The sequence below is a fragment of the Afifella sp. YEN Y35 genome (assembly GCF_047553465.1).
In the GTDB taxonomy this organism is placed as follows: Bacteria; Pseudomonadota; Alphaproteobacteria; order Rhizobiales; family Afifellaceae; genus Afifella; species Afifella aestuarii.
In genome coordinates, this window is record NZ_CP180203.1 from 3,455,594 (window position 1) to 3,476,240 (window position 20,647).

Below are 20,647 nucleotides of genomic sequence, written 5' to 3' on the forward strand. Positions count from 1 at the left end.
AAGATAAGACTCTACGGCGCACCTTCCACCTGTCTGCGCATGGCGTCACCGAGTTGTGCAAGATAGGTCGTAGCACAAGCGGAGCCAATGGAGCAGCGGGTCGAAGCACGCATAATCCTGGAAACTCTGTAAAGTGATTGTCCGAACAGAGGAATGAAGCCATGGCTTCAACGCTGCGGTGGTTTGCCGCGTTCGTCATTGCCGTCTCGCTCGCGCCCTCTTTTGCGGCGGCCGAGGACGTCTCCGTCACCTTTCTTCTCGTCAACGATGCCGACCAGATGGCCGGTTCCGACGACGTGCGCGGCGGCTATGCCCGCATCGGCGCCGTGGTGGCGCGCGAACGTGCCGAACGCGATCACGTCATCTTCGCGCATGCAGGCGATGCGATTTCGCCCTCGCTGATGGCGGGCTTCGACGAGGGGGCGCATATCATCACGCTCCTCAACATCATCAAGCCGGACGTCTTCGTGCCGGGAAACCACGAATACGATTTCGGACCTGCGGTCTTTGCGCGGCGCATGGGCGAGGCGGAGTTTCCCGTGCTCGCCGCCAATCTCCGCGATCAGGACGGCAAGAGGATCGGCACGATCGCCGATACGCGCATGATCGAGGCGGAGGGCGTGAAGATCGGCATCGTCGGCCTCACGGCGGAGGATTCCTATCAGAAGTCGAGCCCCGGCACGCTGAAAATCGCGCCGGCGCTTGCGACCGGCGAAGACGCGGCCGAGGCTTTGCGCGCCAAGGGGGCGGATTTTCTCGTCGCCGTCGCGCATGCCGGCCGCGAGGTCGACCGCGCGCTCATCCAAAGCCGCGCCTTCGATCTCATCCTCTCCGGCGACGATCATGATCTGATGATCTTCTTCGACGGCAAGACCGCGATGGCGGAATCGAAGGAGCAGGGCGAGTACGTCATCGCCGTCGATGTGCGCATGGGGATCGAAGAGAAAGGCGGCGCGCGCAGGCTTTCGTGGTGGCCGGAATTTCGTCCGATCGATACGGCGGGCGTCATCGGCGACAGCGCCGTGCAGGCGAAGATCGACGAGTTTCAGGCCGATCTTTCCAAGGAGCTCGATGTCGGGGTCGGGACCACCAAGACCACGCTCGACAGCCGCCGCGCCACCTTGCGCACCGGAGAGGCCGCGATCGGCAATCTCGTCGCCGATGCGATGCGGGCCGGCACCGCAGCCGATGTCGCGATCACCAATGGCGGCGGCATTCGCGGCAACCGGACCTATGAGCCGGGTGCCACGATCACGCGGCGCGATATCCTGACCGAGCTGCCTTTCGGCAATGTGACGGTGAAGCTCGAGATTTCCGGCGCGGCGATCCTGGAGGCGCTCGAACACGGGTTTGGCGATGTGGAAAATGCGAGTGGCCGCTTCCCGCAGATTTCCGGCATGCGCGTGACGGTCGACCTCAAAAGGCCCGCGGGGGAACGCGTCGAGGCCGTGGAGATCGACGGCAAGCCGCTCGATCCGGGCGCGGTCTATACGCTCGCCACCAACGACTTCATGGCGGACGGCGGCGACGGCTATGTGGCGCTGACGAAGGGGCACGCCCTCATCAACGGGCGCGACGGCCGGCTGATCGCCAACGACGTCATGGCCTTCGTGCGGTCCGCGCGCGAGGTGGCACCTCGGCCGGAGGGCCGGATCACGTTCCTGGAACACGATGCGGCCCGGGAAGGCGATGTGGGACGGGAAGGCGATGCGGCTCTCGAAGACGATGCGGGGCGTGCGGTCAAAGATTAGGGCACCGAACGGCCCGCCATGCGGAAGTCCGCTTGACACCCTCCGGGGGCACACCCTAAATGCGCGTCGCTTGCGACCGTTTTCGGTTCGCGGCGGGGCCGTAGCTCAGATGGGAGAGCGCTGCAATCGCACTGCAGAGGTCAGGGGTTCGATTCCCCTCGGCTCCACCAATTTTCTTCCCATGTTTTCGTCGTTTTTCGGATTTCTCCGCCGGTCGTTCCAAGGCTGCGGCCGGTGCGCTGTTCTGTTCGGCTCGCGGTCTTTCGCGAGACCTTTTGCGTGCCGTTTCGCACAGTTGGCGCCGGCCGTGAGGGTGGGGTGAGGAGGAAGCCCGCCAGCATGAAAGCGCTCGAAGAGCTCGGGCGGGTGCGGCTGTCGCAGAATTTCTTCCTGCGCGACTTTCTCTATTCGGAAATCTCAGGCTTCTACGGCCTGCCGAACGTGCCGGACGATCCCGATCTGATGATCGCGGCGGGGCGGCGGCTCTGCGAGGAGCTTCTCGAACCGCTCGAGGCGACGTTCGGGCGGATCGCCATCCGCTCGGCCTATCGGGCGCCTGCACTCAACGCCTTCGGCAACGAGAACAAGCTCAATTGCGCGCGCAACGAGATGAGTTATGCCGGGCATATCTGGGACCGGCGCGGGCCTCAAGGCGAGATGGGGGCGACGGCCTGCATCGTCATCCCGTGGTTTGCCGACCTTTATGCCGATGGGGCCGACTGGCGCGCCATGGCGTGGTGGGTGCACGACCATCTGGCTTATTCGGCGATGGAATTCTTTCCGAAACTCGCGGCCTTCAACCTGACCTGGTCGGAGCGGCCGGCGCGCACGATCTCGAGCTACATTCCGCCGAGGGGCTATCTGACGCGGCCCGGCATGGACAATCACGAGGGCCGTCATGGGGAATGGTACGAGGGCTTTCCGCCGCTGAAGATGCCGGGATAGGGCCCGCTTGCGGCGCCCCGAATGTCCGAAACTACCAGCAGCTGCGAACATGAAAAGGCCCGGGGACATGCCCCGGGCGGTGCTTTTTGGAGGCGCTGAGGCCTATTGCTGCTGCGGCAAAGCGTAGGCGACGAGGGCGTCGCCGATCGGCGTTTCCATGAAGTGGTGGCCGCCCGCCATGATGACGAGATATTGCCGGCCGTTCGCTTCATAGGTCATCGGCGTCGCCTGGCCGCCTGCCGGCAGCACGTCGCTCCACAAGGTCTCGCCCGTCTCCATATCGATGGCGCGGATGAGATTGTCGGTCGCCGCGGCGACGAAGATGACGCCGCCGGCGGTCACCACCGAGCCGCCATTGTTGGGCGTGCCGATGGTGATCGGCAGCATGGAGGGGATGCCGAAGGGGCCGTTGGTGCGCGCCTCGCCGAACGGGCGGTCCCAGAGGGTCTTGCCCGTCTCCATGTCGATGGCGCGGATGCCGCCATAGGGCGGCTCCTTGCACAGGAGGCCGGTGAAGGGCAGGCGCCAGCCGGCATTGACGTTGATGGCGTAGGGCGTGCCGGCCTGCGGATCGCCGGCGCCTTCCGCACCGCCGATGGCACCGCGCTGCTGGCCGCGGGGCGCCCAGCCTTTGCGCTCGGCCTCGGCACGCGGCACGAGGCGGTTGTAGTTCGGCATGTCGTTGTAATTGGCGACGATGACGCCGCGCGAGGGATCGACGGCGATGCCGCCCCAATCGGTGCCGCCATTGTAGCCCGGATATTCGATCCAGTGCTGGTCGGAGGTCGGCGCCGTGTAGAAGCCCTCATAGGAGGAGCGGCGGAACTCGATCCGGCACACCATCTGGTCGATCGGCGACATGCCCCACATGGAGGCTTCCGTCAGCTCCGGCTTGCGCAGCGTGTGATAGAGCGAGAAGGGCTGGGTCGGCGAGCGCTGGTCCGGCTCGACGCCGCCGGTCGGCACGGGGCGTTCTTCGACGCCGGTGATCGGCTCGCCTGTCTCGCGGTTGAGGACGTACATGTCGCCCTGTTTGGAAGGGAGAATGAGTGCCGGCACGGTGCCCTCGCCGACGGGGAAATCGACGAGCGTCGCCTGCGCGCCGAGATCGTAATCCCACACATCCTTATGCACGGTCTGGAAATGCCAGGCGGGCTTGCCGGTCTCGACATCGATGGCGACGAGGGAGGTCGAATATTCGTTCTCCGCATCGGAGCGGGCGCCCGACCAGTAATCGACGGCGGAATTGCCCATCGGCAGATAGACGAGGCCGAGCTCTTCGTCGCCGCTCGCCGTCGTCCACATATTCGGCGTGCCGCGGGTGTAGGTCTCGCCTTCCGGCGGCTGGCCGGTGATCTCCGGCTGCGTCATGTCCCAGGCCCAGCGCTGCTCGCCGGTGACGGCATCGAAGCCCTGGATGACACCCGAAGGGGCGGAGCGTTTCTGGCCGTCGAGCACCTGGTGGCCGGTGACGATGACACCGCGCACGATGGTGGGGGCGGAGGTCATGGAGACCATGCCGGGGACGACCTCGCCCATGCCGCGCTTGAAGTCGACGGAGCCGTTGTCGCCGAAATCGGAGCAGGGTTCGCCGGTCTCGGCATCGACGGCGACGAGGCGGCCGTCGAGCGTGCCTTCGATGACGCGCGTCGGGCAGACCTGATCGGGCGTGGCGTCAGGCACCTCGAAATAGGTCACGCCGCGGCAGGCCGCGGTGTACGGGATCCAATCGTCGGACACCTTCGGGTCGTAGCGCCAGCGCTCCTTGCCGGTTTCCGGATCGACGGCGATCATGATGTTCATCGCCGAGCAGAGATAGAGCGTGTCGCCGACCTTGAGCGGCGTCGTCTCGGCGCCGTATTTGCCCTTGGCGAGCTCGCTGTCGGGCAGATCGCCGGTGTGGTAGACCCAGGCGCGCTTCAGTTTGCCGACATTGTCGCGGTTGATTTCGGCAAGCGGGGAATAGCGCCGCGCCGAATAGGTGCCGCCATAGGCCGGCCAGTCGCTGCCGACCTCCTTGAGCGAAGGGTCGCTCATGGCGAGATGCCCGGCCGCCGGCAGAGGACCCTCGACCTTCGGGGCGTTGACGGTGGCGATATAGACACCACCGCCCACCATCAGGACGAGGACTGCGGCGATGCCGGCGAAGGCCGAGCGCCAGGAATAATCCCACGGCGCGAGCGGCGGCATCGCGGCAATGACGAGGACGAGAAGCACGGTCGGCGCCACGACGCGGGGCACGAGCGCCCAGCCGTGGAGGCCGACTTCCCAATAGGCCCAGAGAAGCGTGGCGAAAAACACGAGGATGTAGAGCCAGGCACCGCTGGCACGGCCCGCCATGATCAAGATGCCGGACGCCAGAAGGCCGAGGCCGGCGAGAACGTAATAGAACGAGCCGCCGAGGCTTGCGAGCCAGCCGCCGCCGCCGACCAGAACGAGCCCGATGAGAGCCAGAACGAGGCCGAGTAGCCGGGCGAGCCAAAGGCCCACCGTGTTTCTGTTTTCGGATTGTGTGTTCAACGCACGCCCCCTTTTTGTCTTGCTGCCGACAGGGTGCCGGCTCCGTTCGGCCGGGTGCCGAGCTTTGCGCTTCTGGCGCCGGCCGTGCGAGCGATGTGGCGAATGGTAGCGCGGGACGGGCCCTTCGCCAGGGTCGCGTGTGCATCATTGATGTGAAAGGCCGATGAGGCCCGGCTCTCGATGGGGGGCTTTCGAGGGGCGGCCCTCGACACGGGGCTCGACAAGTGGCTCTCGACACGGGGCCTCGACACGGGGGCCTCGACAAGGGGCTGGCGGTCGGGCAAGGCCGGCGGCATCGGATTTCAGGAGCGCGGCGTGACGAACGAGGGGATGGAGCGGGTGGCGAGCAGCGCCGGGACAGGTGGTGATGCGCCGAGCCGCGCGGATGTGGCCCGACACGTCACGCTCGTCACCGTCGCCTACAATTCGGCCGAGGCGCTGCGCTGGCAGGGCGCGCATTCGGCACGGCTGCCGGGCCTCGTCGTCGACAACGGCAGCTCGGACGCCACACAGGCGGCGGCCAGGGAGCGGGGCCTCGGCATTCTGGCGTTCGAGGTGAATTGCGGTTTCGGCCGCGGCGTGATGGCCGGGCTGGCCGCCGTCACGACGGAATTCGCGCTCGTCATCAATCCGGATGCGGCGATGTCGGAGGATGCCGTCGCGGCGCTTCTTGCCGCGGCGGAGCGCTATCCGGACTGCGCGCTCTTCGTGCCGCGCATCGTCAACGAGACGGGCAAGGTGTTCTTTCGGGTCGATTCGGCGCTGGAACCGCGCCAGAAGCACCGCCGTCCGCCCGACGGCGATGCCTGCATCGCGATGCTGTCGGGGGCGGTGATGCTCGTCCGGGTGGCGCCGTTCCTCGCCTTCGGCGGCTTCGATCCGGCGATCTTTCTCTATTTCGAAGACGACGAGCTCGCCTTCCGCTACCGGGCGGCGCGGCGTCCGATCATCTATGTGGCCGAGGCGGAGGCGGTGCATCTCGGCAACCGGTCTTCCGGGCCTTCCGCCCGCCCGGCCGCGAAATCGAACCGCGTCAAAGACATCTCTTTCGGCTGGTCGCACGCCTATGTGATGGAGAAAATCGGGCGAGGTGCGGGGCGGGGGAGCCGGGCCCTCGCCGTTCTGCGGCTGGCAGGCAGCATGGCGGTGTGCCTCGTCAGCGGGCGCTTCGGAAAACTGCGGCGGGAGGCCTACCGGCTCGAAGGTTTCGTGAGGCGGTTGCACGGGCGGCCGGCGCCGTTTCTGCCGCAAGGCGAGCCGGGATGCGTGGCGCTCGACCTTCCTCACGCAATGGTGTCGGAAGAAAGTTAGACGGCAAACCTGATCTCCGCGCACTGTCGCAGAAATTGTGAGGTCCGGGCCCCGATCGCCTCGGCGCGGGTGCGACCTCATTGCGTCTTATTTTAGCTTATTTGTACAGATTAAAGACAAGCGGCGAAGATATGCGCTCTTTGCTGGCATCGGCGTAGCGCCCAGAGCGTCACTGTTTATCCCCCAAGCATTTTCAACCGTCGGTGATTTCTTATTGCTGGAATTCCCCGGCAAGTTTTATGATTGAGTCGGCAATGGACGAAATGCACATATTGGTGCAATGTGATGCGGTGTTTGCGGGGGTCGGCACAGATCGCGGTGCGCAATGACGCGGCCGCGAGAATACTGGGTGCGGGCGACAGATCTGTCGCGATTAGATGAGACTTACGTGCCGGTTACTGCGTCCAACGGGGAATTGCCGTCGGACGCCGAAGCGTTTACCCAAATCTATCGAAGCAGAGGCCACAGGGGGAGTCGAATGCGCGCCAGACGAGAGGAAACCAACGGGCAACGCGGTTCCAGGAGCCAATATGCTCTGGCCAATCAGATTCTGGACATCGTGCGAGATCGGCGGCTCGAAGAAGGCGATCGCCTGGCGGAGGTGGCGCTGGCAACCCAGCTCGGCGTGTCGCGCACGCCGGTGCGGGCGGCGCTCTCTCTCCTCGCCCAGGAAGAGATCGTGCGGGCGCGTCCGAACCAGGGATATGTCCTCCTCAAGGGCTGGACGGCCCTGAAGAGCACGATCCTGGCGGCGCCGAGCAGCAGCGACGACGAGCTCTATCTCGACCTCATTCGCGAGCGTCTGCAGGGGGATATTCCCAACACCGTCACTCAGACGATGCTGCTCGACCGCTTCAAGACGAGCCGGGCGGTGCTGTTGCGCACGCTGTCGCGCATGGCCGAAGAAGGCATCGTGACCAAGAACAAGGGGCGCGGCTGGACGTTTCAGCCGGCGATCGACACCTCGGTGGCGATGCGCAACAGCTACGATTTCCGCATCATGGTGGAGCCCGCCGCTTTGATGCTGGAGACGTTCGAGATCGACATGGTGGCGCTCGACCGCGCCCGCGCCCGGCATCTTTGGCTCCTGGAACAGGGCGAGATGCTGGCGCCGAGCAGCCTGGAATTGTTCGCCATCGACGCGCAGTTCCACGAGATGATGGCGGGCTTCTCCAACAACAGCTTCTTCGTGCAGGCGATCCAGCACCAGAACCGGATGCGGCGGCTTCTGGAATATCAAGGCATTCAGCCGGTTCAACGAATTGTGACCTGGGTGAAGGAGCACATGGAGATCATGGATGCGCTGTGCGCCAACGACCGGGAGCTCGCGGCGCAGCGGATGCGGGCGCATCTGGAAAACGCCTATGTGTCGACGATGAAACTGACCGCGGAGGCGCAGAAAGCCGCCGCTGCGCGCTCCAAGGCGAAGGCCCGCGAGCGGCAGAACGCCCCGAGGCGGCGCGAGCGGAACGACGTCTCGGCGGAGAGCGATATCGCTGGATAAGGGGCGCGGGCTCGCCGTCCGGCGCCCTTTTCACTGACCCTGCGGAACGCGCGACAAAAGCGCGTTTCGAGCAGCCTGGAGCGGAACCAGCCTCCGACTGCCGTGTTTCCTGCCACCGAATGCACTGACGCGCTTGAAGAAATCGGCGCGTCACCGAGGAGGAAGGATACGGTGTTGGTCCAAGACACACTGCTTTACAAACTCTCGCAGGCCGGCAAGGCCCAGCGCGTTTTCGTGGCGGCGAAATTGCGCGAGATCGATCTGCATCCGGGCCAGGACGGCGTCCTGATGCTGCTCAAGGAAAAGGGCGCCATGTGCCTCTCCGATGTCGGGCTGCTGCTCGCCATCCAGCCGCCGACGGTGACGAAGATGACGGTGCGGTTGGAGCGCAACGGCTATATCCGCCGGCGGACCGCCCCGCAGGATCAGCGCAAATGCATGATCGAACTCACCGAGAAGGGTGAGGAGAAGGTCGCCGAGATCGAAGCGCTGTGGCAGCGCGCCGACGAGGATGTGATGCAGTCGGTGTCGCCGATGATGCGGGCGTTCCTCGACGAAGCGCTTGCCGACCTGGAGGCGAGCCTCTACCGCAAGGCCGGGCGCTGGAAGGCGCCGAGAAATCCGGTCCGCAAGACCGCCGCTTCGGCGTCCGGGGCTGCGGTCAACGGCGGCGCAGAGGCGGTTTCCGCACGGTAGGCGGCCGTTTGACAGCGGACCGGCGGTCGAGCAACATCGCGCGACGAAGCGCTGGTTCAAGGCAGTTGAGATGATCAGACCGCGAACTCAATTCGGCGGCAAACCCATGGTATCTTCGCCCCCCGTCGCGCAGGACGACACCAATCTGCAAAGGCAGCTCGCGAAGCTCGGCGAGGAAGTCCTGGCGGAGGACGTGCCGGAGCGCCTGCTTCAGGCGCTCACCGGCGCTGCGCAGGCGCCGGAAGACGCGTCTGATGCGATGGCTGGCGACGGGGCGGGGACTTCTGCCGACTATTCTCCGTTCAGAACGACGAAACGCGAGGATTGAGCCGAGCGGCTTTCAGGGGCGCGTGAGCCGGTGCGGCGGCCGGTTCGGCGGCCCCTCGGCGTTTGAGGGCTCGCCTTGCGGCCGCACCCCGCGAGAGCGGCACGGGAATCTCTCTGCAGCTCAGCATCTGACATCGGCGAGCGAGGGCGGCGCCCAGCCGCTCTTTCACGTCACCCAGAGGCCCTGCTTTCCCCACCAGAGGGCCTGCGGCTCACGCGCGTTGAGCCCTATCCGTCTTTCTTGTGCATTCCGGTTTCGGCGCCGCGGGGCTCCCCGGCGGCGGTTTCGTCCGCATTGCCTTGCCCCAGGAGCTCGGTGAGGCGGGCGCGGGCGCGCGAGACGCGCGAGCGCACCGTGCCGATCGGAATATCGAGCATCTCGCCCGCTTCCTCGTAGCCGACGCCTTCGACCGCCGTCAAAAGCAGGATCTCGCGATGCTCCGGCGAGAGGTGGGCAAAGGCCTGGCGCACCTCCTGGAGAGCCACGGCGGATTCCTGGACGGGCTTGCTGTGGGTGCTCGCCTCATGCGTCAGGTCCTCTTCGACCCGTCGCCGATTGGCGCTCTTGCGCAGATCGTTCTTGTAGATGTTGCGCAGGATGGTGAAGAGCCAGGCTTTCAGATTGGTGCCGTCTTCATAGCGCCCCAAAGAGGCGACCGCGCGCACCAGGCACTCCTGCACGAGGTCGTCCGCCCATTCCGGATTTTGGACGAGATACCTCGCAAAGCGGCGTAGATGCGGGATCAGCTCGGCGATCTCGCGACGGACTTTGTCATTCCGGTCGTCACCGGTCGTCATGGCACCGTTTGCCTGCTCTCTTCCCCAATGCCCGGTTTCGCGCAAGAATCACCCGCGGCGGCGAAGCCTGCCATATTTTGTCGGGGTTTCACGTCTAAGGTAATTAGACGGCTACGCGCTTTTGGCGCCTCGAGGCGCGTTTGGATACTAAGTTCGCTCAGGTTAATGTGGTCGCGCCAGCATTCGTCTAGGTTGATCCTTCGGGTTTCGGTCGGATTGGGCGGCTTTCATCCGGATCGGGGGAGATTATGAACACGCAGGTTTCCGACGACGTGAAACAAGCGGTGGCTCGTCTTCGCCGCTACGCCTTCTGCCTGTTCGGCTCGCTGCCGCAGGCCGACGAGGTGATCGAACGCTGTCTGCGCCGGTTCGATCCGGCGCGCCTCGACGGGCACGGCGATCCGCTCATCATCCTTTTCCGCCATTTCCATGAGGTCGGCGCGTCCGAGATCTCGCCGATGTGGGTCAGCAACGGCCGTGCCATCGGACAGGAAGTGCTGCATGGCGGTCTTTTGCGTCTGCCGCAGAAAGAACGCGAAGCCGTTGCCCTGAAAGCCGTGTGCGGCTTTCGGGCGGAGGACGTGGCGACGATCCTCGGCATCAGCCCGGACCGGGCGCAGCATCTCGTCGACGACGGCTACCGGATGCTCGCTTCGCCGACCTTGTCGGCGCTGATCATCGAGGATGAGCCGCTTCTTGCCAACGACATCTCCGGCATCGTTTCGGGCATGGGCATCGAGGTCATCGGCACGGCCAGCAAAGAGAGCGAGGCCGTTTTCAAGGCGGCGGAAAAGCGGCCGCATCTCATCCTCGCCGATGTCCGCCTCGCCGAGGGCAACGGGCTCAACGCCGTCAGCACCATCCGCCGCTTCCATGAAGCGCGGGTCATGTATCTGACGGCATTTCCGAGCGAAGTGCTGCGCTCCGTCGGGGAGCGGGATGCCCTGATCGTGCGCAAGCCGTTCGAGCGGGTCGCCGTCGAAGCCGCCGTGCGCCAGCTCGCCGGCTTTGAGATGGTGTCCTGACTCTGCTTTCATGGAGGGGCGCTCTCATAGAGGGGGCGCGGGCGTTCGGCTCGGTCGCCCGCCGTCTGGTTCCGGGCTCCCGTCGATCCGGGCGATGCATCGCGGCCTCTCACATCGACGGCCTCTCACATGGATGCGAAGCTTTCGAGCGGGCTCGACATCAACAGGCGCACGATTTCGACGAGCGCTCTCTGGTCGATCGGTTTCGGCAGATAGGGGGCATCGGCCAAGTCCGGCTCCAGAAGATCTTGCGGGCGATAGGCGCTGGCGATGACATAGGGCACGCCCTTGCGGCGGAGGTCGCGCGCCACTTCGGTCGAAATCTCGTCCTGCAGATTGAGGTCGAGGAGGGCGAGCGAGAAACTGCGCTCCGCCACCATGCGGCGCGCTTCCGCGACATCGGCGGCGAGGCCGACGACCGGCCACCCCGCCGCTTCCACCGCTTCCTGCATGACGGAGGCGAGGAGGGGGGAATCCTCCACGATCAGGATCGAGCCTTTCGGCAAAGCGGGTTCGGCACCATTCCTGCCGTTTTGACGGCCGCGTGCGGCCGCCGGCAAATCGTGCCGCGGCGCCTCCTTCATCTGCGGGATGCGGAACGTGCACAGAACACCCTGGGGACGAAATTCCAGACGCACCTTTTCGCGCAGCTCCGTCTCCATCATGGAGCGGATGACGAAAGTGCCGAAGCCCTCATTGGCGGGCGGCTGCAGAGCCTCCGGGGCGGTTTCGTCCCATGAGAACAGATGGCCGTTGCGCAGGTCGTCGCGTTCCCAGCTGATCTTGAGATGACCTCCCGGCGCCGAGAGCGCTCCGAAGCGGGCGGCATTGGCGGCGAGTTCGTGCAGGCTCAAGGCGAGGCTCTGCGTGAGGCGCGGCGGCAGCATCACATCGGGACCGTCGATTTCGAGGCGGACATTGGCGCGCCCGCCGGCGGCCCTCAAGGCGCCTTCGACGAGGTCGCGCAACAGCGCGCCGTTCCAGCCGGAGCGGCTCAGGAGTTCATGCGCATCCGCGAGCGCCTGAATGCGGCCCCGCAGGGAGCGGATGAAGGAATCGATGGAATGCGTCTCGCTGCGGCTTTGCGTGGCGATGGCGCTGATATTGGCGAGCATGTTCTTCACGCGGTGGTCGAGCTCGGCGAGAAGCACCGTCTGGCGCCGCTGCACCTCGAGGAGCTCGCTCACATCGGAGGCGAAGCCGAAGAGGCGGCTCGGACGCCCTTCCTTGTCGAACACGAGATAGGCGCGGTCCCAGACGTCGATCCAACGGCCGTCCGCGTGGCGGACGCGATAGGTCGCCTCAAAACTGTCGCGCTCGCCTTTTTGCAGCTCGGCGTCGAGGGCACGCAGCCTGTCGCGGTCGTCGGGATGGACGCGTTCGATCCACCAGGGCAGGAAGGAGGTGCCGCCATGGCTTTCTCCGACCAGCCTTTCCAGGCCTTCGCTCGCCGTCACCTGGCCCGTCGTCATGTCGCGCTGGTAGACGACGCCCGCCACGGCGCGCAGCGAAAGGCGGTAACGGGCGGCGTTGTCGGCAAGCTCGGCCTGCGCCTTCTTGGTGGCGCTGATGTCGTAATTGACGCCATAGGCGCGCGTGCCCTGGTCGCTGCGATGGCATTCGGCGGCCGAGGCGAGCCAGCGGATTTCGCCGTCGGAGCGGGTGATGCGGAACTCGATCGATAACGGCCGGCCCTCCTCGATGAGAGCTTTCAGCTCGCGCGAGACGCGCTCGCGATCGGCGGGATGGACGAAGGCGAGGGCCTCCTCATGGGTGAGCGGGCCGCTTCGTTCCTGAACGCCGAAGATGTCGAAGGTGGTCTCGTCCCAATAGGAGAGGCCCTCTTCCTTGTGCCAGACCCAGGTGCCGATATGGGCGCTGTCGAGCGCCAGACGCAGGCGCCGTTCCTGCGCCTGCAATCTGGTTTCGGCACGCTGCCGCTCGATCGCCACGGCGAGAATGTTGGCGACGGCCTGCACGAAGCCGATGTCCTCGGCGACGAAGCGCTCGGTCTCGCAGGCATGCACGCCGAGCGCGCCCCAGGGGTTGTCCTGCTTGCCGATGAGGACGGTCACGCCGCTCTTGACGCCGTGTTCGAGAAAAATGTCGCTCTGGTCGAAGCGGGATTCGTGGCCGATGTCGCTGGTGACGACGGGCTGTCCGGAACTCAAAGCGAAGGAGGCCTTGGAGCCCGTGCGCGCGCTGACGAGATGCGTGCCGACGAGGCCCGTCCGCCAGCCCGAGCCGGCGGTCAGAAGGAAGTTCTCGCCATCGGGAAGAAGCCGCAGAATGGCGGTGTAGTCGCAGCCGAGCGCCTTGCCGACACCGGAGACCGCCTCGCCCAACAGATCGTCGAGCGGAGCGCCGGCGAGCGCGCGATTGCCGAGCGCGGCGACGATCGCCTGCTGCTCTTCGCGGCGCAACAGGCGGGCCCGGGCATTGTCTTCCTCTGCGGCGGAGGCGCTCCCGCCCGCGCCCAAAGCCGCGAGCTGCGCCTTCAGTTCGGCGTTCTCCCGCGTCAGCTCTTCAAGACGATCCGCCGCCGGCGATCTCAGGTTTTTTTTGTGCATTCCCAACCGCTTCTGACGGCGGAGCATCCGCTGTCTTCTTGCGGTGAACGGCTGATCCCCGTCCTGGGTTGCGGTGGGCCGGCGGAGATCTTCGCCGGCCCGGAATTTTTGGCTGTTTGCCGGGGCCTCAGCCCCCGAGGCTTTCCTTGACCACCGGCAGGCCATCCTTGCCGGAGAAGGTTTTTACGCCCTCAAGCCATTTGTCGAGGGTGTCGGGATGGGCTTCGAGCCATTCCTTGGCGGCCGTCCGGCCTTCCTTGTTGTCGTTGAGGATCGCGCCCATGATTTCGTTTTCCATCGGCAGCGTGAACTTCAGGTTCTTCAGGAACTGGCCGACATTCGGGCACTCGTCGAGATAGCCTTCGCGGACATTCGTATAGATCGTGGCGCCGCCGTAATCGGGGCCGAAGACGTCATCGCCGCCGGAGAGATATTTCATCTCGTAATTGGCGTTCATCGGATGCGGCTCCCAGCCGAGGAAGACGATGGGCTCGTCGCGTTTCACCGCGCGGCCGACCTGGGCGAGCATGCCCTGCTCGGAGGATTCCACGAGCTCGAAATCGCCGAGGCCGAACTGATCGTCCTCGATCATGCCGAGGATGAGACGGTTGCCGTCATTGCCGGGTTCGATGCCATAGATCTTGCCGTCGAGCTCGTCCTTGAACCTGGCGATGTCGTCGAAGCTCTTCAGACCCTTCTCGTAGGTGTAGGCGGGCACGGCGAGCGTGTATTTGGCGCCGGTGAGGTTGGCGGGCTCCAAAGTCTCCACCGAACCGTCCTCGCGATAGGGGGCGATGTCGGCTTCCATCGTCGGCATCCAATTGCCGAGGAACACGTCGATGTCCTTGTTCTTCAGCGACGCATAGGTGACCGGCACGGACAGGACTTTCACGTCCGGCTCGTAGCCGAGGCTTTCCAGCACCACAGAGGCCAGCGCCGTCGTCGCCGTGATGTCGGTCCAGCCGACATCGGAAAAGCGCACCGTCTTGCAGGCATCGGGGGCGCTTTGGGACAGCGCCGGACCCGCGAGCGACAGGGCAAAGACGCCGCCGGATAGGGCGGCAAGAAGCTGTCGGGCGATGGGCGTCATTCGGTGTCTCCGTCTTGGTTATTCAATTGCGTGCCGCGCGGCTCAAGGCGCCAGGCCCGCCGGTGCGGCGGGGTCGTCAGGCGGCCTCCGACGCGGCGGCGGCATCGAAACACCATCGCTGCGGAATGGCAATGTTTGCTTGATTGACTGATCAATCAAAAAAAAGCAGAAGAGCGGCAGGAGACGACAATGCCACGCATCGGAATGGAACCCGTGCGCCGCAAGGCGCTCATCGACGCCGCCATCGAGGCCATCCATCAGGAGGGCATGGCGCATATCACCATGGGCACGATCGCCAAGCGGGCCGGCGTGTCGGCCGGGCTCGCGCATCATTATTTCGGCGGCAAGGACAAGCTCCTGCTCGCCACCATGCGCCATCTTCTCTCCGAGCTCGGCGAAGAGATGCAGCGATGCCTGAAAACCGCGGCGACGCCGCGGGCCCGCATCAGCGCCATCATCGCCGGGAATTTTTCGGAAGCCCAGTTTCGTCCCGCCGTCATCTCCGCCTGGCTCGCCTTCTACGAGGCGGCGCAGACGGAGCCCGAAGCGCGCCGGCTCTTGCGCGTCTATACGCGGCGGCTGGAAAGCAATCTCCTGCACGCACTGCAGGATCTGGTGGTGCGCGAGGAGGCGGTGCGGATCGCGGAAACGCTCGCCGCGCTCATCGACGGCGTGTGGATCCGCCGTTCGCTCGCGGAGCCCGCCGATCCCGACGGTGCGGCCGCGCTCCTCGAACATGCCGTCGATGCTCTCCTCAATCGGAAACAAGCTCATGCGTGACGTCGATTTCATCATCATCGGCGCCGGCTCCGCCGGCTGCGTGCTCGCCAACCGGCTGTCCGAGGACGGGCAGAACAGCGTGCTCGTCGTGGAATATGGCGGCAGCGACGTCTCGCCGTTCATCCAGATGCCGGCGGCCTTCTCGATCCCGATGAATACGAGCCGCTACGATTGGGGCTATCGCAGCGAGGCGGAGCCGCATCTCGGCGGCCGCTCGCTCGCCTGCCCGCGCGGCAAGGTGATCGGCGGTTCCTCGTCGATCAACGGCATGGTCTATGTGCGCGGCCATCCGCAGGATTTCGACACCTGGCAGGAGATGGGCGCCGCCGGCTGGGGCTATGCCGACGTGGCGCCGTATTTCCAGCGGCTGGAGACGAGCCATGGCGGCGAGGACGGCTGGCGCGGCAGCGACGGCCCGATGCATGTGACGCGCGGCATGATGCGCAATCCGCTTTATTCGGCCTTCATCCGGGCGGGCGCGGAGGCGGGTTATCCGCTCACCTTCGATTACAACGGCTCGGCTCAGGAAGGTTTCGGGCCGATGGAGATGACGGTGTGGCGCGGCCAGCGCTGGTCATCGGCCCAGGCCTATCTGCGCCCGGCGTTGAAGCGCGCGAATGTCGAGCTTATGAGCAATACGCTGGCGGAGCGCATCCTGTTCGAGGATCGCCGGGCCGTCGGGCTCGTCGTCTCCCGCGGTGGCGCCCGCGAGACGATCCGGGCACGGCGGGAAATCATCGTCGCCGCCTCGTCGATCAATTCGCCAAAGCTTCTGATGCTTTCGGGGATCGGTCCGGCGGAGCATTTGCGCGAACAGGGCATCGACGTCGTCGCCGACCGGCCGGGCGTCGGCGGCAATCTGCAGGATCATCTCGAAGTCTATGTGCAGCAGGAATGCCGCAAGCCGGTCACGCTCAACCCGCATCTCGGGCTCGTCGGCCGCGGGCGCATCGGTACGCGCTGGCTTTTGACGCGCACCGGTTTCGGCGCCACCAATCATTTCGAGGCCTGCGCCTTCATCCGCTCCGCGCCGGGCGTCGCATATCCGGACCTGCAGATGCATTTCCTGCCGGCGGCGGTGCGCTATGACGGCAGCGCGGCGGCGAGCGCGCATGGCTACCAGATCCATATCGGGCCGATGCGTTCCCCCTCGCGCGGCTCTGTGCGGCTGAATGGGCCGGATGCGGCGACGGCGCCTGCAATCCGCTTCAACTATATGAGCTACGAACAGGACTGGCGCGATTTTCGGGCGGCGATCCGGCTGGCGCGCGAGATTTTTGCACAGCCGGCCTTCGGAGAATTCTCCGGCGCCGAGCTCGCGCCCGGGCCGGGGGCGATGAGCGATGCGGCACTCGACGATTTCGTGCGCAGTGAAGTCGAAAGCGCCTATCACCCGTGCGGCACCTGTCGCATGGGGGCGGCCGACGATGTCGGCGCCGTCGTCGATCCGCAATGCCGGGTGATCGGGGTCAAGGGGCTCAGAGTGGCCGATTCCTCCATCTTCCCGCAGATCACCAACGGCAACCTCAACGCCCCCTCGCTGATGGTGGGCGAGAAGGCGGCCGACCATATTCTGGGGCGCAGCCTTCTGCCGCGCTTCGAGCGCGAGCCGGTCGTCGTCTCCGGCTGGGCCGTGAGCCAGCGCAGCAAGCTGCCGCATCACGATCTCGCTGCCTGACGGGCGCGATGCGGCGTCCGCCAGCCCTGCCTGCGCAAGCCCCGTCTGCGCACGGAGATGGCTGGTCCGCGTTTGGAGGCACGGCCGGCGCAAGCCTCAGCTGCTAGAAGACACCTTGGGCGCTTTCCACAGGGGGGAAGAGGCTCATTGCGCGGGGGCGTAACCAATGGTTAAGCATAACGCGCACTTACTGTCGCGGAGTTGAAACGCTTTTGAATCAAAGGGCGTTGTCATCTGCGAAGGAGGGACTTTGCCATGGGCGAAGATGCCAAGATCATACTCCTGATGCAGGAAGTCTATCAGCCGGGAGATCCGGCACGCAGCTGCGCCGCCAATGCCCTCATCCGCGCCCTGCGCGCCAAGCGCGACCTGTGCCGCGAGGAAGACCGGATCGCCCGCGAAGTGGCCCTCAGCTCCGGCGCCCATGGGGCCGAAGAGGTGCGGCGGCTCTGCCGGCTCGTCGCGTAAGATCGACGCCTGTGTGTTGAAGGGCGCGCTTCGACGGCCGGGGCGCGGCGGGATCACGCCTTGTAAGGCGCCGGCTTGGCAGCTACATGGGCGAGCGTCCTGCCACCACAGACACCTCGGACCTCCATGCGCGCCATTCTCGACGTTATCCTTCTGATCCTCAATCTTTATACCTGGGTGATCATCGCCAGCGCGATCTTCTCGTGGCTTTACGCCTTCAACGTCGTCAATCCGCGCAATCAGGTGGTCTCGACGATCGGGCGCATGCTGTATCAGCTGACGGAGCCGGTGCTGCGGCCGATCCGGCGCTTCGTGCCGGCCTTCGGCGGGCTCGACATCTCGCCGATCATCGCGATCCTTCTCATCTTTCTGCTGCAGCGGATCATCGTCTATTACATCTATCCCGTCGTCTTTTGAGCGAGCCGTTCAAGGCGACCTCCGAGGGGCTCCTGCTTTCGGTGCGTCTGACACCGAAGGCCGCCAAGGATGCGCTCGAAGGGGTGGAAGAGCTTGCCGACGGGCGCGCCGTCATCAAGGCGCGCGTGCGGGCCGTGCCGGAAAAGGGCGCGGCCAACAAGGCGCTCGAAAATCTGGTGGCGAAGACGCTCGGTGTGCCGAAGAGCTCGGTGTCGGTTGCAAGCGGCGGGACGAGCCGCGTGAAGGTGCTGCTTCTCGCCGGCGATGCGGACGCGCTTAAGAAGAAGCTTCAGAGTGTCGTCTGAACGCTCGACAGCTCTTAGAGCTTGAACGAAAAAACCGCGACGGGCATGCGCCGCTCGCCGAAAAGCGTCTGCGCCATGGAGCGGATTTCGCCGCCGCGGTGCTCGTAGAATTCGAGCGCGCGGGCGTTTTCCGTCAAGGCGCGAACGATGAGACGGGTGAAGCCGCGCTCCTTCAAGGTGCGGCAGGTCTCTTCGAAGAGCAGGCGTCCTCCGCCGATGCCCTGATATTCCGGCAGGAGATAGAGCTCGTAGATCTCGGCGGTGCGGGCATGGGAGCGCTGCCTGGCGACGCCGAAGGTGGCATAGCCGGCGATCACGCCGCCCACTTCCAGAACGAGGACATTGCGCCTGCGGCCGATCACCTCCACCCAGTGGCGGGGTCCGTGGCGGGCGACCATCTGGCGAAGCGCGACGGCCGGAAGGATGCCGGCATAGGCCTCGCTCCAGGAACGCTCATGCACATCCGCGATGGCGGTTGCATCGGAATGTTCCGCATAGCGGATATCGATAACGACAGCGCTCATGGGCGAAGCGTAAGCCGCTTCGCCCCTTTCGAGCAATCACTGTCGATACGTCAAGCGGCATCTTTTTTGCTGCGCTCGGCCCGTTTGCGATCGTTCGGATCGAGGATCGCCTTGCGCAGACGGATAGATTGCGGCGTGATTTCAACGAGTTCGTCTTCGGCGATGTAGGACAGCGCCTGCTCCAGGCTGAGCTTCAAAGGCGGCGTCAAAAGCACGGCATCGTCCTTGCCCGCGGAGCGGATATTGGTGAGCTGCTTGCCTTTGAGGACGTTCACCTCGAGATCGTTGCCGCGCGAATGCTCGCCGACGATCATGCCCGGATAGACGGCTTCGCCCGGCCCGATCATCATCGAACCCCGATCCTGGAGATTGAACAGCGCGTAAGGCACGGCCGCGCCGGTGCCGTTGGAGATCAGGACGCCGCGCTGGCGGCTCGGAATCTCGCCGCGCCAGGGCTGCCATTCGTGGAAGACGCGGTTCATGATCGCCGTGCCGCGCGTGTCGGAGAGAAGCTCCGGCTGATAGCCGATGAGGCCGCGTGTCGGGACATAGAAGACGATGCGCGTGCGTCCGCCGCCCGAGGGCTGCATCTGCACCATCTCGCCGCGACGGGTGGACAATTTGTCGATGACGACGCCGGAGAACTCGTCGTCGACGTCGACCGTGACCTCTTCGATCGGTTCCAGCGCCTCGCCGTTCTCGTCCGTCCTGTTGACGACGCGCGGCTTGCCGATGGTCAATTCGAAGCCTTCGCGGCGCATGGTCTCGATCAGGATGGCGAGCTGCAATTCGCCGCGACCGGCGACCTCGAAGGCGTCCTTGTCGGTCGATTCCGTGATCTTCAGCGCGACGTTGCCTTCCGCTTCACGCAAAAGGCGCTCGCGGATCACGCGGCTCTGCACCTTGGAGCCCTCGCGCCCGGCAAGCGGCCCGTCATTGATGCGAAACGACATGGAGAGCGTCGGCGGATCGATCGGATGGGCGGCGATCGGCGTCGTCACCTCCGGATCGGCGAGCGTATCGGCGACGGTCGCATCGCTCATGCCGGCGAGAGCGACGATGTCACCGGCCTCGCCCTTGTCGATCGGCTGACGCTCCAGGCCGCGGAAGGCGAGCACCTTCGAAACGCGGAAATTTTCGACCACGTCGCCCTTGCGCGACAGCGCCTTCACCGTCTGGCCGGGCTTTATCTCGCCGGAGCGCACGCGGCCCGTAAGGATGCGGCCGAGGAAGGGATCGGCTTCGAGCGTCGTCGCCAGCATGCGGAACGGGCCTTCCTCGGTGGTCGGCGCGTTGACGTGGCGCACGACGAGATCGAGGAGCGCATCGATGCCCTGATGCTGGCCTTGCGGCGTTTCCGCCATCCAGCCCTGCTTGGCAGAGCCGTAAAGCACGGGGAAGTCGAGCTGCTCTTCGGAGGCGCCGAGGGCGGCGAAGAGATCGAAGACTTCGTTGAGCACATAGTCGGGACGGGCATCGCCCTTGTCGACCTTGTTGATGACGACGATCGGCTTCAGCCCGGCGGCGAGCGCCTTGGTGAGCACGAATTTCGTCTGCGGCATCGGGCCTTCGGCCGCGTCCACCAGGAGGAGGGCGCCGTCGACCATATTGAGGATGCGCTCCACCTCGCCGCCGAAATCGGCATGGCCTGGCGTATCCACAATGTTGATGCGTGCGTCGTGCCAGACGAGCGACGTCACCTTGGCGAGAATGGTGATGCCACGCTCGCGCTCCAGCGCGTTGGAATCCATGGCGCGCTCGGCGACACGCAGCCCCTCGCGAAAGGAGCCCGAGCTCTTGAGGAGCACGTCGATGAGCGTCGTCTTGCCATGATCGACATGCGCGATGATGGCGATGTTACGTAGAGTCTTTGTCATGAGGGCCTTTATATGTGCGCCGCCCATACTCCATTCCAGTCATGGAAGACAGGGGTTGTGG

Annotated in this window: 18 protein-coding genes and 1 tRNA gene; 13 read left to right on the forward strand and 6 right to left on the reverse strand. The window is 65.2% G+C overall.

The genetic code is table 11. The annotated features are described in order from the left end of the window. Positions 1–161: 161 nt before the first annotated feature. The 3 genes from ACK8CP_RS16400 (at position 162) to ACK8CP_RS16410 (ending at position 2,696) form a co-directional block, all read left to right on the forward strand. Positions 162–1,751, forward strand: coding sequence for a bifunctional metallophosphatase/5'-nucleotidase (locus ACK8CP_RS16400; protein WP_414832525.1), 1,590 nt, complete (start codon positions 162–164; stop codon positions 1,749–1,751). Between the two features lie 94 nt (positions 1,752–1,845). Beyond that, a tRNA-Ala gene (locus ACK8CP_RS16405) sits at positions 1,846–1,921 on the forward strand. A 169-nt stretch (positions 1,922–2,090) separates the two neighbouring features. Further along, entirely contained in the window at positions 2,091–2,696 is a 606-nt protein-coding gene (locus ACK8CP_RS16410) for a hypothetical protein (RefSeq protein ID WP_414832526.1), read from the forward strand. 102 nt (positions 2,697–2,798) lie between these two features. Here the strand turns inward: ACK8CP_RS16410 and ACK8CP_RS16415 are convergent, their stop codons facing one another. Next, on the reverse strand, positions 2,799–5,216 hold the full coding sequence (locus ACK8CP_RS16415; protein ID WP_414832527.1) for a membrane-bound PQQ-dependent dehydrogenase, glucose/quinate/shikimate family: 2,418 nt from the start codon (positions 5,214–5,216) through the stop codon (positions 2,799–2,801). 180 nt (positions 5,217–5,396) lie between these two features. Here ACK8CP_RS16415 and ACK8CP_RS16420 point away from each other — a divergent pair, with 180 nt between their 5' ends. The 4 genes from ACK8CP_RS16420 (at position 5,397) to ACK8CP_RS16435 (ending at position 9,055) form a co-directional block, all read left to right on the forward strand. Continuing rightward, positions 5,397–6,527, forward strand: coding sequence for a glycosyltransferase family 2 protein (locus tag ACK8CP_RS16420; RefSeq protein ID WP_414832528.1), 1,131 nt, complete (start codon positions 5,397–5,399; stop codon positions 6,525–6,527). Positions 6,528–7,005: 478 nt separating this feature from the next. Beyond that, complete coding sequence (locus ACK8CP_RS16425; protein ID WP_234630222.1) at positions 7,006–8,031, forward strand: GntR family transcriptional regulator; 1,026 nt, start codon at positions 7,006–7,008, stop codon at positions 8,029–8,031. Between the two features lie 174 nt (positions 8,032–8,205). After that, on the forward strand, positions 8,206–8,727 hold the full coding sequence (locus tag ACK8CP_RS16430) for a MarR family winged helix-turn-helix transcriptional regulator (protein WP_414832529.1): 522 nt from the start codon (positions 8,206–8,208) through the stop codon (positions 8,725–8,727). 106 nt (positions 8,728–8,833) lie between these two features. After that, complete coding sequence (locus ACK8CP_RS16435; protein ID WP_414832530.1) at positions 8,834–9,055, forward strand: hypothetical protein; 222 nt, start codon at positions 8,834–8,836, stop codon at positions 9,053–9,055. Between the two features lie 227 nt (positions 9,056–9,282). Here the strand turns inward: ACK8CP_RS16435 and ACK8CP_RS16440 are convergent, their stop codons facing one another. Next, positions 9,283–9,852: a sigma-70 family RNA polymerase sigma factor gene (locus ACK8CP_RS16440; RefSeq protein WP_414832531.1), complete on the reverse strand. Its 570-nt coding sequence runs from the start codon at positions 9,850–9,852 to the stop codon at positions 9,283–9,285. Between the two features lie 248 nt (positions 9,853–10,100). Between ACK8CP_RS16440 and ACK8CP_RS16445 the strand changes: the two genes are divergently transcribed. Further along, the gene (locus ACK8CP_RS16445) at positions 10,101–10,877 is read left to right on the forward strand and encodes a response regulator (RefSeq protein WP_414832532.1); all 777 of its coding nucleotides are present in this window, start codon (positions 10,101–10,103) and stop codon (positions 10,875–10,877) included. Positions 10,878–11,002: 125 nt separating this feature from the next. Here the strand turns inward: ACK8CP_RS16445 and ACK8CP_RS16450 are convergent, their stop codons facing one another. Then, a complete protein-coding gene (locus ACK8CP_RS16450) occupies positions 11,003–13,447 on the reverse strand; it encodes a PAS domain-containing protein (protein ID WP_414832533.1) in 2,445 nt (814 codons plus the stop codon). 127 nt (positions 13,448–13,574) lie between these two features. Further along, entirely contained in the window at positions 13,575–14,537 is a 963-nt protein-coding gene (locus tag ACK8CP_RS16455; RefSeq protein WP_414832534.1) for a choline ABC transporter substrate-binding protein, read from the reverse strand. Positions 14,538–14,726: 189 nt separating this feature from the next. Between ACK8CP_RS16455 and betI the strand changes: the two genes are divergently transcribed. The 5 genes from betI (at position 14,727) to ACK8CP_RS16480 (ending at position 18,185) form a co-directional block, all read left to right on the forward strand. Next, entirely contained in the window at positions 14,727–15,317 is a 591-nt protein-coding gene (gene betI / locus ACK8CP_RS16460) for a transcriptional regulator BetI (protein ID WP_414832535.1), read from the forward strand. Continuing rightward, positions 15,310–16,995, forward strand: a complete 1,686-nt coding sequence (gene betA / locus ACK8CP_RS16465) for a choline dehydrogenase (protein WP_414832536.1) — start codon at positions 15,310–15,312, stop codon at positions 16,993–16,995. The genes betI and betA overlap by 8 nt, the downstream gene beginning before the upstream one ends. A gap of 255 nt (positions 16,996–17,250) precedes the next feature. Further along, positions 17,251–17,463, forward strand: coding sequence for a hypothetical protein (locus ACK8CP_RS16470; protein ID WP_092813303.1), 213 nt, complete (start codon positions 17,251–17,253; stop codon positions 17,461–17,463). A gap of 126 nt (positions 17,464–17,589) precedes the next feature. Beyond that, positions 17,590–17,880 carry a YggT family protein gene (locus ACK8CP_RS16475; protein WP_092813306.1) on the forward strand — a complete coding sequence of 97 codons (291 nt, stop codon included), beginning with the start codon at positions 17,590–17,592 and terminating at the stop codon, positions 17,878–17,880. Beyond that, on the forward strand, positions 17,877–18,185 hold the full coding sequence (locus ACK8CP_RS16480) for a DUF167 family protein (protein ID WP_414832537.1): 309 nt from the start codon (positions 17,877–17,879) through the stop codon (positions 18,183–18,185). The genes ACK8CP_RS16475 and ACK8CP_RS16480 overlap by 4 nt, the downstream gene beginning before the upstream one ends. 14 nt (positions 18,186–18,199) lie before the next feature. Here the strand turns inward: ACK8CP_RS16480 and ACK8CP_RS16485 are convergent, their stop codons facing one another. Together ACK8CP_RS16485 and typA are read right to left on the reverse strand one after the other, a co-directional pair. Continuing rightward, complete coding sequence (locus tag ACK8CP_RS16485; RefSeq protein WP_261215550.1) at positions 18,200–18,709, reverse strand: GNAT family N-acetyltransferase; 510 nt, start codon at positions 18,707–18,709, stop codon at positions 18,200–18,202. A 50-nt stretch (positions 18,710–18,759) separates the two neighbouring features. Continuing rightward, a complete protein-coding gene (gene typA / locus ACK8CP_RS16490; RefSeq protein WP_234630232.1) occupies positions 18,760–20,586 on the reverse strand; it encodes a translational GTPase TypA in 1,827 nt (608 codons plus the stop codon). Positions 20,587–20,647: the final 61 nt, after the last annotated feature.